Origin of the sequence: Niallia sp. FSL W8-0951 (genome assembly GCF_038006525.1) — a bacterium.
Taxonomy (GTDB): domain Bacteria; phylum Bacillota; class Bacilli; order Bacillales; family Cytobacillaceae; genus Niallia; species Niallia circulans.
In genome coordinates this window covers 1,168,446-1,182,942 of sequence record NZ_JBBOVK010000001.1, presented here as the reverse complement: position 1 = coordinate 1,182,942, position 14,497 = coordinate 1,168,446, and the positions used below count along the sequence as shown (strand labels likewise).

General features: G+C 33.6%; 16 protein-coding genes and 1 pseudogene. 4 read left to right on the top strand and 13 right to left on the bottom strand.

The window, feature by feature from the left end; all coding sequences use genetic code 11:
* Positions 1-131: 131 nt before the first annotated feature.
* Entirely contained in the window at positions 132-671 is a 540-nt protein-coding gene (locus tag NSS71_RS05570) for a histidine phosphatase family protein (RefSeq protein ID WP_095257355.1), read from the top strand.
* A 211-nt stretch (positions 672-882) separates the two neighbouring features.
* Here the strand turns inward: NSS71_RS05570 and NSS71_RS05565 are convergent, their stop codons facing one another.
* From NSS71_RS05565 to NSS71_RS05555, 3 genes are all read right to left on the bottom strand, one after another.
* The gene (locus tag NSS71_RS05565; protein WP_047943482.1) at positions 883-1,356 is read right to left on the bottom strand and encodes a CcdC family protein; all 474 of its coding nucleotides are present in this window, start codon (positions 1,354-1,356) and stop codon (positions 883-885) included.
* Positions 1,357-1,505: 149 nt separating this feature from the next.
* Entirely contained in the window at positions 1,506-1,865 is a 360-nt protein-coding gene (locus tag NSS71_RS05560; RefSeq protein WP_047943481.1) for a response regulator, read from the bottom strand.
* 203 nt (positions 1,866-2,068) lie between these two features.
* Complete coding sequence (locus NSS71_RS05555) at positions 2,069-2,773, bottom strand: cytochrome c biogenesis CcdA family protein (RefSeq protein ID WP_047943480.1); 705 nt, start codon at positions 2,771-2,773, stop codon at positions 2,069-2,071.
* Between the two features lie 170 nt (positions 2,774-2,943).
* Between NSS71_RS05555 and NSS71_RS05550 the strand changes: the two genes are divergently transcribed.
* Positions 2,944-3,144 (top strand): aspartyl-phosphate phosphatase Spo0E family protein, encoded by a 201-nt coding sequence (locus tag NSS71_RS05550; RefSeq protein ID WP_047943479.1) that lies wholly within the window; start codon positions 2,944-2,946, stop codon positions 3,142-3,144.
* A gap of 86 nt (positions 3,145-3,230) precedes the next feature.
* Here NSS71_RS05550 and NSS71_RS05545 read toward each other — a convergent pair whose 3' ends face one another.
* Together NSS71_RS05545 and NSS71_RS05540 are read right to left on the bottom strand one after the other, a co-directional pair.
* On the bottom strand, positions 3,231-5,042 hold the full coding sequence (locus NSS71_RS05545; RefSeq protein ID WP_095321471.1) for an ABC transporter ATP-binding protein: 1,812 nt from the start codon (positions 5,040-5,042) through the stop codon (positions 3,231-3,233).
* Positions 5,035-6,789, bottom strand: a complete 1,755-nt coding sequence (locus tag NSS71_RS05540; RefSeq protein WP_144580154.1) for an ABC transporter transmembrane domain-containing protein — start codon at positions 6,787-6,789, stop codon at positions 5,035-5,037. Before NSS71_RS05540 ends, NSS71_RS05545 begins: the two co-directional genes overlap by 8 nt.
* 520 nt (positions 6,790-7,309) lie before the next feature.
* Here NSS71_RS05540 and NSS71_RS05535 point away from each other — a divergent pair.
* Positions 7,310-7,766: pseudogene (locus NSS71_RS05535) on the top strand (GNAT family N-acetyltransferase).
* Positions 7,767-8,183: 417 nt separating this feature from the next.
* On the opposite strand, the gene NSS71_RS05530 reads toward NSS71_RS05535, so the two are convergent.
* The 6 genes from NSS71_RS05530 to yneA form a co-directional block, all read right to left on the bottom strand.
* On the bottom strand, positions 8,184-8,402 hold the full coding sequence (locus tag NSS71_RS05530; protein ID WP_016205025.1) for a YneF family protein: 219 nt from the start codon (positions 8,400-8,402) through the stop codon (positions 8,184-8,186).
* An 86-nt stretch (positions 8,403-8,488) separates the two neighbouring features.
* Positions 8,489-8,929 (bottom strand): sporulation inhibitor of replication protein SirA, encoded by a 441-nt coding sequence (gene sirA, locus NSS71_RS05525; RefSeq protein ID WP_095320052.1) that lies wholly within the window; start codon positions 8,927-8,929, stop codon positions 8,489-8,491.
* A 183-nt stretch (positions 8,930-9,112) separates the two neighbouring features.
* On the bottom strand, positions 9,113-11,119 hold the full coding sequence (gene tkt / locus NSS71_RS05520; RefSeq protein WP_144581688.1) for a transketolase: 2,007 nt from the start codon (positions 11,117-11,119) through the stop codon (positions 9,113-9,115).
* A gap of 185 nt (positions 11,120-11,304) precedes the next feature.
* Positions 11,305-11,538 (bottom strand): DUF896 domain-containing protein, encoded by a 234-nt coding sequence (locus NSS71_RS05515; protein ID WP_047944818.1) that lies wholly within the window; start codon positions 11,536-11,538, stop codon positions 11,305-11,307.
* Between the two features lie 206 nt (positions 11,539-11,744).
* Entirely contained in the window at positions 11,745-12,407 is a 663-nt protein-coding gene (locus tag NSS71_RS05510; RefSeq protein WP_047944819.1) for a YneB family resolvase-like protein, read from the bottom strand.
* A gap of 22 nt (positions 12,408-12,429) precedes the next feature.
* A complete protein-coding gene (gene yneA / locus NSS71_RS05505) occupies positions 12,430-12,741 on the bottom strand; it encodes a cell division suppressor protein YneA (protein WP_047944820.1) in 312 nt (103 codons plus the stop codon).
* Between the two features lie 156 nt (positions 12,742-12,897).
* Here yneA and lexA point away from each other — a divergent pair, with 156 nt between their 5' ends.
* On the top strand, positions 12,898-13,518 hold the full coding sequence (gene lexA, locus NSS71_RS05500; protein ID WP_047944821.1) for a transcriptional repressor LexA: 621 nt from the start codon (positions 12,898-12,900) through the stop codon (positions 13,516-13,518).
* A 225-nt stretch (positions 13,519-13,743) separates the two neighbouring features.
* Here the strand turns inward: lexA and NSS71_RS05495 are convergent, their stop codons facing one another.
* The gene (locus NSS71_RS05495) at positions 13,744-14,214 is read right to left on the bottom strand and encodes a YbaK/EbsC family protein (protein ID WP_251687193.1); all 471 of its coding nucleotides are present in this window, start codon (positions 14,212-14,214) and stop codon (positions 13,744-13,746) included.
* Between the two features lie 152 nt (positions 14,215-14,366).
* Positions 14,367-14,495: a hypothetical protein gene (locus tag NSS71_RS05490; RefSeq protein ID WP_268874835.1), complete on the bottom strand. Its 129-nt coding sequence runs from the start codon at positions 14,493-14,495 to the stop codon at positions 14,367-14,369.
* Positions 14,496-14,497 lie beyond the last annotated feature (2 nt).

Sequence of the window (14,497 nt, the reverse complement as noted above, 5' to 3'; positions counted from 1 at the left end):
AGAGTCGATTTCCTTTTGGCTACTGCAAAAGAATAATCGACTCTATCATTTAAATTTTTGAATCGTTGAATCTACTTATTGTGTTATAAAAAATTAATATAAATTTACATATTATAATTGGAGTGGTCTAGTTGAAGAAAGTTTATATTATAAGACATTGTGAGGCTGAAGGCCAGCTGTCAGAAGCACACCTTACGGATAAAGGATTTAAACAAGCAATAGAAATATCTAATTTTTTTGCTGAAATTAATATCGACCGTATTATTTCGAGTCCTTATAAGCGTGCTATTCAATCGATACAGCCACTTGCAACGCGATTAAATCTGGAGATAGAGATTAATAGAAAATTAACAGAACGTGTATTAAGCACTGAAAGTCTTTCTGACTGGTTAGATAAATTAAAAGCAACATTTGAAGATTTTGAGTTAACATTTGAAGGTGGAGAGTCCAGTCAGGAAGCAATGAAACGAATAGTAAATATTGTAGAAGACGTTTTTTACAGTGAATCTGAAAATACACTTATTGTTACACATGGGAATCTAATGTCATTACTTTTAAATTTTTATAATAAAAATTTCGGGTTTGAGGATTGGCAAAATCTTAGTAATCCTGACATATACCTTTTAAAAAATGTCGGTAATAAAGTAATTTATGAACGTTTATGGAAATAAAAAATAGCAAAAGTTCAGGTAGATTATGAATCTTATCATCTGCTTTTGATTAGCCCAAAACCGCGACAAATGTAAGAAACTTGCTGCTGTCTATTAATTCAATCACCTTTATTATTTCTAATCTTTGTATATGTATTGACCTCTTTCTCCATCTCTTTTAGCTAAAAAACTAGCTGGATATGTAATCATCCAGCTAGTTTTTGTGTATATGTTAATTAGTTGTACTTAAATTCTTTGTTAATTTTTTATAGTTAATAAACATGGCAATTCTCCATGGAACAATCATACAAAAAGCAAGCATCCAAAACATGCCTCCTAATGGGCCAACATCGATGGAACTACTTAGAATAAACTTGGCCACAATTCTAATTGCTAAAAGTCCAAATAATATATAGATAAATGCTTTTGAATTAATTAAATATATATCATTATCTTTTATTTCAAATTTTGTTGTTTTAATTAATAAAAAAGAAAACAAGATTCCAGCAATGGCTGCTTCTAAAATTTCTTGTCCACTAATACGAAAGTATGGAAAAATAAACATTAAAGCTCCAGTACTCATAAAAAAAGGCGGCAATATAATTTTCTTTGGTGAAACTGGCTTTTTAGCCGCTTTCATTCTCATAACCATAAAAAAGACGCCCATAAACACTGCGATACATGTTGAAATTATGACAGAAGTCATAGAAAAACCCCTTTACTAACCTTTTATCAATGCTTTAGAATACTTTTAATCTTACCATTAAGATAAGTACGCTGTCTATTTATATAAATAGACACAAAGAAAAACGGATACGATTATATCATATCCTCTAAAAGCATTTACTATATTTGTTATTTTAAAACACGATTTATTGCATCTAATACTCGGGTATCATCAAAAGGCTTCACGATAAAATCCTTCGCACCAGCTTCAATTGCTTCTACCACCATTTTTTGCTGGCCCATTGCTGAACACATAATAATTTTTGCCTGGGGAAATTCTTTCTTAATTTCTTTAACTGCGTCTAATCCGTTCATCTCTGGCATTGTAATATCCATTGTGACCAAATCTGGATCCAATTCACGGTATAATCTTATTGCTTCCTTCCCGTTTTCCCCTTCTCCAACAACTTCATGATTCGCTCTAGTTAAAATGTTTGAGAGTGTTAATCTCATAAACTTTGCATCATCCACAATCAATATTCGAGCCATCTTACTTCCTCCTCAACAACCGAAAACACCATATCTAATAGGTAAATAAATTAATAATACCTATCCAATATAGCGAATCTTTATCATAATTTCAATGTATTTCGGCATTATTCTTGACAAATCATGGGATAAAATTATGTAATTCATCCTATTATAAATATCATACTATTGTGCTTATAGAGTATTATTGCGTGGAAAAATGATTAAAAACCTTGAAAATCACCAAAAATTGGTGAGATAACACGTGTTAACCATTTCATTCCGTCTACAAACAATAATATTCCCATCACAATCATAAAAAATCCGCCAATTTTCGTCCACTGCACACTATACTTTTTAAGCATATTCCAATGAGAAATAAAAAAGGATAAAAAAATAAATGGGAGTGCAAATCCGATAATATATGCACCTAAATAAAGTAAGCTTGTTTCTGGATGCAGGCTTGCTAAAGATAGAACTGCTGCTAGAATCGGTCCGTTGCAGGGAGTCCACCCTGCCGCAAAACTTAATCCAATCAAAATAGATCCTAGATAACCAGTTGGTCTTGTCTTAAAAGAAAACCGATATTCTTTCATTAACCATTTAGGCTTTATTAATCCAATGATAGTAAGACCAAAGAATATGATGATAAGTGAACCAATTTTTCTTATCTCTTCTTGATATACTTTAAAATATTCTCCGATCAAGGAGGAACCAAAACCAAGGGCGATAAAAATAATCGAAAACCCTAAAAGAAATAGAATTGTATGTAGAAAACTAGCATTATTAAGTATTTTCCCCTCTTTTAACTCCCCGCTAGACATTCCGGTAATATAGGATAAATAGGCAGGATATAATGGTAAACAGCATGGAGAAATAAAACTCAAAAAACCTGCGCCTAATGCAATAAAAAAATTTATATCTACCACTATTTATCTCTCCTCTCTCCAATTCCTATAACTATATGCTTGTACAGTCTATTTATGTATCTTTGCGATATTTTTGCATTTACTTCCAAAAATAGATATAATTAAGTAAATTAATTTCCACTATTAACATTTATTAAATAACAGAATTTAGACGGAAAGGAAAATTAACCATGCTAAAAAAGCAATTGCTTACTCAAATTGAATTAAAGCGTACAGAGCTTATTGAGATTGCTATGAAACATGGTTTTTCATCTTCCTCAGCCATTATATGCAGTCAAGAATTAGATGTATTACTAAATAAATATAATGAAATAAATCTCAAAAATGAGTTTCCTGCTTTCCGAGAATCAAAAAAACAATGGAATATGTAAAAGAGAAAGAAACAAAAAAACCGAAGTTCACTGCTAAATTAGCGAACTTCGGTTTAATTTTGTACTGCTAAAGCGAAACCAAATATCTATGTTAGTTCCACTTTATCTTCTACTGTCTCTTCAATAGAATCGGCAGCTCCATTTTGTAGTAGATACATTTTATAATACAATCCTTTTTGTTGCAGAAGTTGTTGATGGTTACCCTTTTCCACAATGTTCCCTTTGTGAAGCACTAAGATTAAATCTGCATCTTGAATGGTAGAAAGGCGATGAGCGATGGCGATGGTTGTTCTGCCTTTACGCATTTTCGATAATGCAAGTTGAATAGCTTCTTCCGTTTCTGTATCAATATTGGCTGTTGCTTCATCCAATATTAGTACTTTCGGATTTGTCAAAATGGTTCTCGCAAATGCAATAAGCTGGCGCTGTCCACTTGAAAAAGCAGAACCTCTTTCTACCACTTTATGATTATATTGATCTTCTAGCTTTTCAATGAATTGATTAGCTTGCACAAACTTAGCTGCTTCGATAACTTCTTTCTCCGTTACTTCCTTATTATATAAACGAATATTATCTGTTACTGTTCCATAAAATAGGAATGGATCTTGAAGTACTAACCCCATTTTTTCCCTAAGTTCTCTTTTACTGAAAGACTTTAATGATTTGCCGTCAATCAGAATTTCCCCTTTTCCAAAATCGTAAAACCGCATAAGTAGATTGACAATAGAACTCTTTCCACTTCCTGTATGTCCTACTAATGCAACAGTTTCCCCTTCTTTAGCCGTAAATGAAATGTTTTTCAACACATCTTGTTTCCCATCATAAGAAAAGGTGACATCCTTAAATTCTATCACACCATTTTCAATTTTATTTTTGCTATCAGAAACGAGAGTTGGCTCCATATCTTCTTCATCTAATACGGTAAATACGCGAAAGGCAGATACAATTGCTTGTTGATAAAGTGATAGGCGCATCATCATATTATTGACTGGCTCAAAAAAACGATCTAAATAACTTACAAAGGCATATAATACCCCAATTTCAATCGGATTGTTAAAAGAAGATATTCCAAAATAGCTTAAAACAAGAATAAGCCCAAGTACGTAAACAAGGTCAATGGCAGGTCTGAGGAGTAACCCTTCTAACTTGATATTACGCATTCCTGCTTGATAGTGCTTAGTATTAATATCATCGAACTCATTTTTCAATCTTCTTTCTTGTCTAAATACTTGGATTATATTCATTCCTTGTAAAGATTCACTAAGTTTTGCATTTAATTGGCTTAATCGTTCTCTTATATCTTGGTAGAAGCTTGAGCTATATTTCCGATACGTATAAATAATAAATCCTAAGATTGGCAGTAAAATTAAACAGATTGCCCCAAGCTTAACATTCAAAACAAACATAGCAATAATAATACCGAAAATCATAAATCCGCTTTGAATAAAAGTCGCAAGGACACTGACAAACATATCTTTAATTGCTTCTGTATCATTTGTTACTCTGGAGACGATACTTCCAGCGGGTATTTTGTCAAAATAGCGGAGTCCAAGTGTATGAATCTTCGAAAATGTATCAACTCGAAGCTGTTGAATAATATATAAAGCAATTTCTTGAAACTTATATAATTGAAAATACATAATGACTACATTCATTATTTGGATAAAAATATAGGTAATTCCCAAAACAGTTAATGGCTGAACCGCTAAATTTCTTGGTGTTAAGTAATCATCTATAAAGACTTTAATTAAGTAGGGGCCTGCTAATTCGCCCAATGTCGATAAAATTAAGAGGCCGAATGCAATCATAACCGCTTTTTTATGTGGTTTTATATAACCTAGTAATCGAAATAATACTTTTCTTTGCTGTTCACTTGTGAGTTTAATTGTTTTATCCATTTGTATCCCCCATGCTTACCATTACTTCTAAAGCCTGGCGATGGTACATTTCTTTATACCAGCCGCTTTCCTTTACAAGCTGTTGATGGTTCCCGCTTTGAATAATTTCCCCTTCATCTAATACGATAATAAGGTCGGCATGTTCAATAGCGCTTAGTCGATGGGAAGTGATAATCGTTGTTTTGCCTTCCCTATTTTCCTTTAGGGCTGTCAAAATATTTTCTTCCGTTTTTGCATCCACTGCTGATAAAGAATCATCTAAAATAAGTATTTCCGGATTCATCAGGAGTGCTCTCGCAATCGAAATACGTTGTTTCTGCCCCCCAGATAAAGATACTCCTCTTTCACCAACTACCGTATTATAACCGTCTGTGAATCCAAGAATATCATCATGAATATTTGCTAATACAGCGGCCTGATGGATTTCTTCCTCTGAAATATTGGGATTAGTAAAGGCAATATTCTCGCGGATACTGGCAGAAAATAGAAAGTGTTCCTGTGGTACATATCCAATGGACACTCGCAATGCATCCAAATCTATTTCTTTTATTTCTGTTCCATTAATCATAATTCTTCCGTCATAATGATCATATTCTCGAAATAACAATTTTAAAAGCGTCGTTTTTCCAGCTCCTGTTTTGCCGACAATCCCTAATGTCTGCCCTCTTTTTAAACAAAAGTGAATATTTTTCAGAACATCGATTTTATGGTTATAAGAGAAAGATTTTAAATCATACACAATATCCCCAGCTGGCGCCGTTGTGATAGCTGTAGTCTTATTGATAATATCGACCTTGGTTTCCAATAATGCCGTAACTCGGTCATATGAAGCTCTCCCTCTCTCCATAATATTAAAAAGCCATCCAAACGCAAGCATTGGCCATATTAACAGACCAAGATAAGTAGTAAAAGAAACGAGCTGTCCTAAACTAAGTTCTCCAGTAATAACATACCGGGATCCAAATACAATTGCCAAAAAGAAAGAAATACTGACAATAATAGATATTGTAGGATCGTATAGGGCATCGACCCTAGCTACTTTAATATTTTTATCAACTACCTCAAGTGAGGACCTGCGAAAGTCTTCGACATCTTCTTTGTCTTGCCCAAAGGTTTTTAGGACTTTTATTCCAGAAATGCTTTCTTGCGTTTTATCATTTAACGATGAAAAAGCAGCCTGGGCTTGATGAAAGTACTTATGTATTAAAGAACCATAATAGCTTGTTAATACAGCCATTAACGGCATTGGCAATAAACATATAAGGGTAAGCTTCCAGCTGATCGTTGTAGCCATTGCAATAATAACAAAGCCACCTGTTGCCAATGAATCTACTAAAGTGAGCACCCCTTGCCCTGCTGTCTGTTGAATCGCCTGTATATCATTTGTTGCATGTGCCATTAAATCTCCAGTACGATTTCGCTGGTAGAAAGACTGAGACATTTTTGTAAAATGACTATACAGCTGATTTCTCAATAATCTTCCTAGCTTTACAGCGGACCCGAATATCATTACCCGCCAATAATAACGAAGTACATACATTGCTAATGCCGAAACAATTAAAACGCCTATCCACTGTAAGAAATTGCTCCAATTTAATGTTCTGCCTTGAATATGATCAACGACTATCCCAACTATTTTCGGAGGTATCAACTGAAGGATAGCAACTAAAATCAACAGAAAGACCCCACCAAGATAGGATTTCTTCTCCTGTATAAAATACCATTTTAAATTTAAAAAAACTTTCAAACCATACACACCCTCTTATCTATTGGCAACTAAATATGTAAAAATACCCTTCACTAGTTTAGCAAAATATTTAGGAACTGGAAAGAAATTTTATTATATTTTCAAAATATTTAATGGAGTGAAAATATTAGTTCATATTCCCAGCATTTATTGGTGTTGCTGACATAACACCTCTATTTTGCTTGAATGGCTTTCTTCTAAATTATTCGCCTCCTTCCCCCTTTGCGAATATACGTTCGTATACATCTTAAGTTTAATATCGTCATAAGTTATCTGTCAACTATAACAGAACTTTCGTTCGAATATTTCGAAACTGATCTACTGAATTTTTTATTTCCCTGACGGAAATTTCAGAATTTATGATATAATTTAAAGGATATTGTTTTAGATTGATTTTTCAAATTGTATAAAAGGGGGCGTTCATTATGATGAATAGAAAATTGATGATAGTTAACAAAATCCAAGGGGAAACGCCTAATTAATAATAGGATGGATTCCCGATTTTGAGAGGGGAAAAGAATTGAATCCTGTAGATGTAAAGCTTGTTAGCTTAAATGAAAATAATTGGTATAGATGTTGTGAATTGAAAGTTTCCGAGGAACAAGAAAAATATATCGAACCAAATGCTATTTCCATCGCCCAGTCCAAGTTTGAACCTACTTTACAACCATATGCCATCTATTTTGCGGAGAAAATAGTAGGTTTCTTAATGTTTAACACTGTAAAAGAGGAACTAGATGGTCAGGATATACAGAATAATGGTTGACAGAGAACATCAAGGAAAAGGCATTGGCCAAGCAGCTACTCTATTAATGATAGATGAAATGAAGAAACTAGCCACTGTAGAAAAAATTGCCGTTGGCTACCATCCTGAAAATAAATCTGCACATCACTTATATTCCCGTTTAGGTTTTCAAGATTTAGGGAACAGATTCGGCAAAGAAATGGCTGTTATCAAAAATATTGTGATTAAATGAAGGCATAGCTGATATATATGTAATCCCACAGAATTAAAGCCGAACAATTACAAGTTTTTGTGTGATTGTTCGGCATATTTAATCACTTAAAAAGCGCAATTTCCAGCTGCAATAGAGCAAGGCTGTCTTCATTAGGTATCTTTCACATGATTGATGAATCTACTGAACTTTTTGTCATATTTTGCGGTTTCCGGGGAAATGATAAGTTGATTCCATCATGTCTTGTCGTCCTCAGCCTTGAAATTTTGTCTTCTTTTTATTGAATTTTTATCAAAATACAAATAAACCACTTTCTTCATATTTAATCAGAAAAAAGTGGTTTAGAAATTTTGATGAGAATTACCATTTATTTATAAATAATGACAGAATCCTCTCTTATCAAAACAGAAAAATAGGCTTTCTTTAAAGCTTGTCCTATTATTTCCCTTGTTGTTTGTTCATTGCTGTCATCATTTGATTGATTTTCTTTTGAGAAGGTTTCATTCCCATTTGCATCATCATCATTTTTAACATTTGTTCATTAATTGGTGGGTTTTTCTTTAAGTAGTTCATCATGTATTTACGCGCAATAAAAAATCCGATAACGATACCGGCGATTAGTGCTACGACAATACTTAACCAAGCGTACCAAGGCATATCTTTTTTCCTCCTTCATGTTGTCTATACTTTAGTGTACTAGACCAGATAATATTATACAATATCTGTTACAGAATTTCTCCATTTTAGACAAAATTTCTTTCCTTAATTGGTTTTAACCAGCCAAATCGGCCATTTTCCACATCAATTGCTAAGAAAGAAGGTTCGTATTTCCGAATAATTTCAAAGAAAATGGATTCCGCATCATAGTAACCCTTTGCTTCTATAAATAAAGAATTATCTTGTATCGTTAATGTTGCACTGCTTAAATTTCCGTTTTCAATATAAAAAGTACCATCTTTATATTGGAAGCTCTTGTTTCTCTGTAAAGCGGAGTATAGTTGATTTTCGATCATCCATCTAGAAATAGGAAGCGTAATAAAATCCACTTGTTTTTGCAGTATCTCCTTTAATGGTCCATCGTTTGTTTTAGTATGGTCCGAAAATAAATTGTAAAACAAACGTTCTCTACCATTATAGTGTATAGCGATTTTTTCTTTAATTAAATACAATTGATATCTTCTCATACTGAATCTTCACCAACCTGTCCACTTCTTTTCCTTCTATTATAAAGAAGGATATCTCCAAGATGTGTCTCAAGGTGTTAAAAAAACAGACTTATTTTGTCGAACGAAGAAAATAGGATGGAATGGAAAATGCGATCCCCCCATTGGTTGGTGAAGAATCCTTTTCCAGCCATCCTTGACGAGTTAACTTTCTAGTAATGATTTTAACCGTTTGACCACATTGGACACTGTAAATCCATATTCCTCTAGTACTTTATTTCCTGGCGCAGATGCTCCAAAAGTTTCGATTGAAAGAACATCTCCTTCCTCTCCAACATATTTATGCCAGCCGAGAGAACTTCCCATTTCGATTGCTAATCTTTTCTTTACGTTTTTTGGAATAACGGCCTCTTTATATTCTTTAGATTGCTGTTCAAAGCGGTCCCATGCTGGTAAACTGACAACAGAAATATTGATTCCGTCTTTTTCTAATTCTTTTTGTGCTTCGACTGCTAAGCCAACTTCTGAACCTGCTGCTATTAATAATGCATCAGGGGTTTCCGTTTTAGAAGGAGAAATAATATATCCACCTTTCGATACACCTTCGTATGCATTATCTTTTGTCCCTTTAATAGTCGGTAAATTTTGTCTAGTTAAGACTAAAGCAGTTGGCTTATTTGTAGACTTAAGTGCAATTTTCCAAGCAGCAGCTGTTTCGTTTCCATCCGCTGGACGAATGACAGAAAGATTAGGCATTGCTCTTAAAGAAGCTAATTGCTCAACAGGTTCATGAGTTGGTCCATCTTCACCTACCGCAATACTATCATGTGTGAAAACATACGTTACTGGTAGTCCCATCAAAGCAGCGAGACGGATCGCAGGTCTTAAATAATCAGAGAATACAAAGAAAGTACCACCAAATATTTTTAATCCCCCATGAAGGGCAATCCCATTCAAAGCTGCGCCCATCGCAAATTCTCTAACGCCAAACCATATGTTTCTTCCTTCAGGCGTTTCAGGAGTAAAATCCTTTCCTCCCTTAATCATTGTATTATTACTTCCAGCTAAATCGGCAGATCCTCCAAGTAAAAATGGCAGCTCTTTTGAAATGCTATTGATTACTTCTCCGGAAGAGGCACGACTTGCTAGACTGCTGCCTTCCTCATATACAGGTATTTGACGATCCCAATCTTGTGGTAAAGTATCTGCTAGAGCAGTTTTTAATTGTTCAGCTAGTTCCGGAAATTCCTTTTCATAATTTGCAAAAAGTTCTTTCCATTCCTGTTCTTTTTTCTCACCATTCATTAAGACTTTTTCTTTAAAATGATTATAAACTTCCTCTGGTACATAAAAGTCTTCATCAAACGTCCAATTATAGGCTTCCTTCGTTAATTTTAACTCCTCAGCACCAAGTGGAGCTCCATGAACTAATGATTTTCCAGCTTTATTTGGTGCACCAAAACCAATAATCGTTTTCACTTCAATTAATGTAGGTTTTGATTGATCTTTCTTTGCTTCTTCTATTGCTTTTGCAATTTGGTCAGTATCATTACCATCATCGACACGAATATATTGCCATCCATACGCTTTAAATCGCTGTTCTACACTTTCGGAAAACGATTTGTCCAAATCACCATCTAAAGAAATATCGTTGGAATCATATAGCACAACTAATTTCCCTAACTGTAAATGTCCAGCTAGAGAAGCCGCTTCTGCAGATACTCCTTCCATTAAGTCCCCATCACCACAAATACTGTATGTAAAGTGATCGACAATTGGATAATTATTTTTATTATATACACCTGCCAAATGTTTTTCTGCAAGTGCCATACCAACGGCCATCGCAATTCCTTGTCCTAAGGGTCCAGTTGTAGCATCCACTCCTGCGGTATGTCCATACTCTGGATGTCCTGGTGTTTTGCTTCCCCACTGTCTAAACCCCTTTAAATCATCAAGGGATAAATCATAGCCTGATAAATGTAATAAGCTATATAGTAAAGCAGAGCCATGTCCTGCAGATAAAACAAAGCGGTCTCGATTAAACCACTCTGGATTTTTAGGGTTATGATTCATAAAAGATGTCCATAAAGTATAAGCCATCGGTGCTGCACCCATCGGCATTCCTGGATGGCCTGATTTAGCTTTTTCGATTGTGTCAATAGAAAGTGTTCTAATTGAAGCAATAGATAAATGATCTAATTTTGTATTCAATGTTCAACATCCTCTCATTTTCTTGATTTTAGTAGCCAATATGATTCTTTTTCTATATATGTACACTAGAAAGAAGCACCACTATATAATTTCGACATTTATTTTGTATTTTACCCATAAATTCCTTTAGAAAACATAAAAAAACCTTAACATATAAATGTTAAGGCTAGAGTTAAAGGGAAAAATTAGTGTAATTTCTTTTTATTTTGAATATCTTTAATCTTTTGAGGTGTTACATCCGTTCCATTTGGATCAAGAATTTTTACATTTTCAATTGTATTTACCATAGTTGAACGAAAATTTTTTAAATAATCTGCGCGTAATTTTGTTTGTTCTTTTGCTTCTTCAAGCGTTAAGCCTGTTTCCTTTTTCTTTTTTGCAAGTTCATTTATACGATCAAGTTTATTTTTAGGATACATATTATACTCCTTTTATTAAATTTTTCATGATTGTGTGATAAGATAACTTGTCTTACCATCTGTCAATAACGCACTAACTGTGTGTTTTAATTTAAGCTGTAATAAAATAAAAAAGCCCAGTTTACTTGTAACTGGCTTGATGAAATCCATTATAACATAAATAAAAGCAGTTTCCTATTGAAAAGACTGACATGAAGATTTCTGCATTACTTTTCTTTTCTTTGCTCTATATAGTCTTGATATCTCCTATGAATAGTAGCTTTAGAAAAGCTATAGCCTAATCCTTTTAATGTAGAAGTTATTTCTGCAAAAGTTAACCCATTTTGCTTTAATTTCACCACTTCTTCAATAGGAACATCTATCTTCTGCCTTCCTGAATGATCTCCTAAGTTTTTTAAGTTTCTATCTGGGCGATATCCATTTTCTACAGCTCTTTTCATTCCTCTTTTTATTTTTAAATTATGTATCTTTCGCTGATATTCTTCTACAATACTTACAATTTTTAATACCATTTCATCTGCTTCAGAAAGTGTAAGTTCTCCAGAAGAGGAAACACTATAAACTTTAATATTTTCCTTTAATATACAATGTAAAATCGCTATTCTAGCATTTCCCCTGCCTAATCTTGTCTCATCTTGTATAAGAATAGACGAAATATCCTTTTCCTTTATCCGCGATAAAAGGTCCAATAATCCTTCTCTATCTAAATCGTATCCACTTGCTCTTTCGGAGATTATTTCTTTCACTTCAAAGCCCATTTTACTTGCCAATTGTAATAATTCCTCTTCCTGTCGCTCAAGAGAAGTAGTCTGTTCTTCTTTATCTGTACTTACTCGACAATAGATAATCGCATTCTTTTCCTTATTCATTACTATTATTAGTCCTTTTCTATTATTCTGATGCCAACATTAGTTGATGATCCTCTTCACGTACTGGGATGAGTATTTCTTTTCCTGCCGAAATACTATTTGCAGAGATATTGTTTTGTTGTTCTACCCATTTAATAAATTGTTTTTTTGACATATTATAAGAGCCTGCATATTCATTAGATATTTCCCAGAGAGTTTCCCCATTTTTCACAGTAACGGATACATATTTGCTAGAATCTGCTTCACCCGTATTAATTACAATTATAATACACGCTATAAAACCACAAATTAAAAGAATAATAGTATATGAATATTTTTCCCACAATTTAGACATCTATAATTCCACCTTTTTTTAGAATGTATGTTCGTTTATGAATCTAGTTTAATACGAACAAACGTTTCCTGTCAACAATAAAATAGAACTTATGTTTGTATCCTATTCTTAAACATGCTATAATTATGACAAGAATAAAATAACGAGGTGCATATAATGCAGAAGCTTTCAAAGAGGCAATTAGACATACTAGAATACATAAAAGAAGAAGTAAAGCTAAAAGGATATCCCCCTTCTGTACGTGAGATTGCAGAAGCTGTTGGTCTTGCATCGAGCTCTACGGTTCATGGCCACTTGGCAAGATTAGAAAGCAAAGGATTAATTCGTCGAGATCCAACGAAACCTAGAGCGATTGAGATTTTGGATCTTGAAGAAAGCAATATACCAAAATATAATATTATTAATGTGCCTGTGGTCGGAAAAGTAACAGCGGGTATGCCTATTACAGCAATTGAAAATGTAGAAGAATATTTTCCACTGCCTGAAAGATTAGCACCTAGTGACGAACAAATATTCATGCTCGAAGTTATGGGAGAAAGTATGATTGAGGCTGGAATCTTAGATGGTGATTATGTAATTGTAAGGCAGCAGCATTCAGCTAATAACGGAGATATAGTAGTGGCAATGACAGAGGAAGATGAAGCTACTGTTAAAAGATTCTTTAAAGAACGCGATTTTATTCGCCTTCAGCCAGAGAATAGCACAATGGAACCGATTATCCTGCGAAATGTAAGCATTCTTGGAAAAGTAATTGGTGTATATCGTCATATTCAATAATATTTAAAAGTAGAATGGAAGACTAGAAATAGAGAAGGTTTATCACTATGTGGTAAGCCTTCTTTAACTATGTAATTCCCTTAAAAGCTACTAAATCCTTCTCATATTAAAATTCTAAAACATGTTATTGTGATTATATTGCGCGATTATCCTTTTAGCTAATAAATAAAAGAAATTTGCATCTATTATCCCTACTTTATGTTCAAATAATTTATTTTTGTTCTATCACTCCCAATCTTTACATACATCCACCCACTCCACTGCATTTCCGTAGATATAAAGTTCTTCATTGCTTAATTCAATAGCTGAATTGCTGCTGCCGCAAGCTGGAAAGACCGTACTAAATCGCTTCAATGATTCATCCAAATAGACAGGTAAATCTTCCGTTAAACCAAAAGGACAAACACCGCCTACAGCATGACCAGTTTTTTCTAAAACTTCTTCTGGTGAGAGCATCCTTGGTTTTTCCGAAAAAGCTTGTTTAAATTTTTTATTATCAATTTTGGCATCACCTGCTGCAACAATTAATATCGCATTATTGTCCTTACGAAATGACAATGTTTTTGCAATTCTTTGTGGTTCTACCCCTAATGTTTCAGCAGCCTCTAAAACAGTTGCACTAGATGTTGTAAATATTCGTATATCTTTCTCTCTATTCCATTTACTTAAATATGCTTGTACATTTTCTAACGACAATGATGGCCACCCCTTAAAATTTTCTTAATATTATAAATATATCACTTAACAGTTCTCAGCTCAATTACTGTCACCCTTATAAAATAAAAAAGAGTCCTCTAACTAACAAAGGACACTTTATATATTGTGTGGCCACAATATATATAAATGGATTAGAAAGTAATTAGTTTTTTTAATTCCTTAAACCCAATAATATAGCTTGCTGCAATTAGCGCATTAATAAAGAGGATATAAAATAACCCAATAATATAGACTTTGTATTTTTTCCACTTTTTTTTCACGT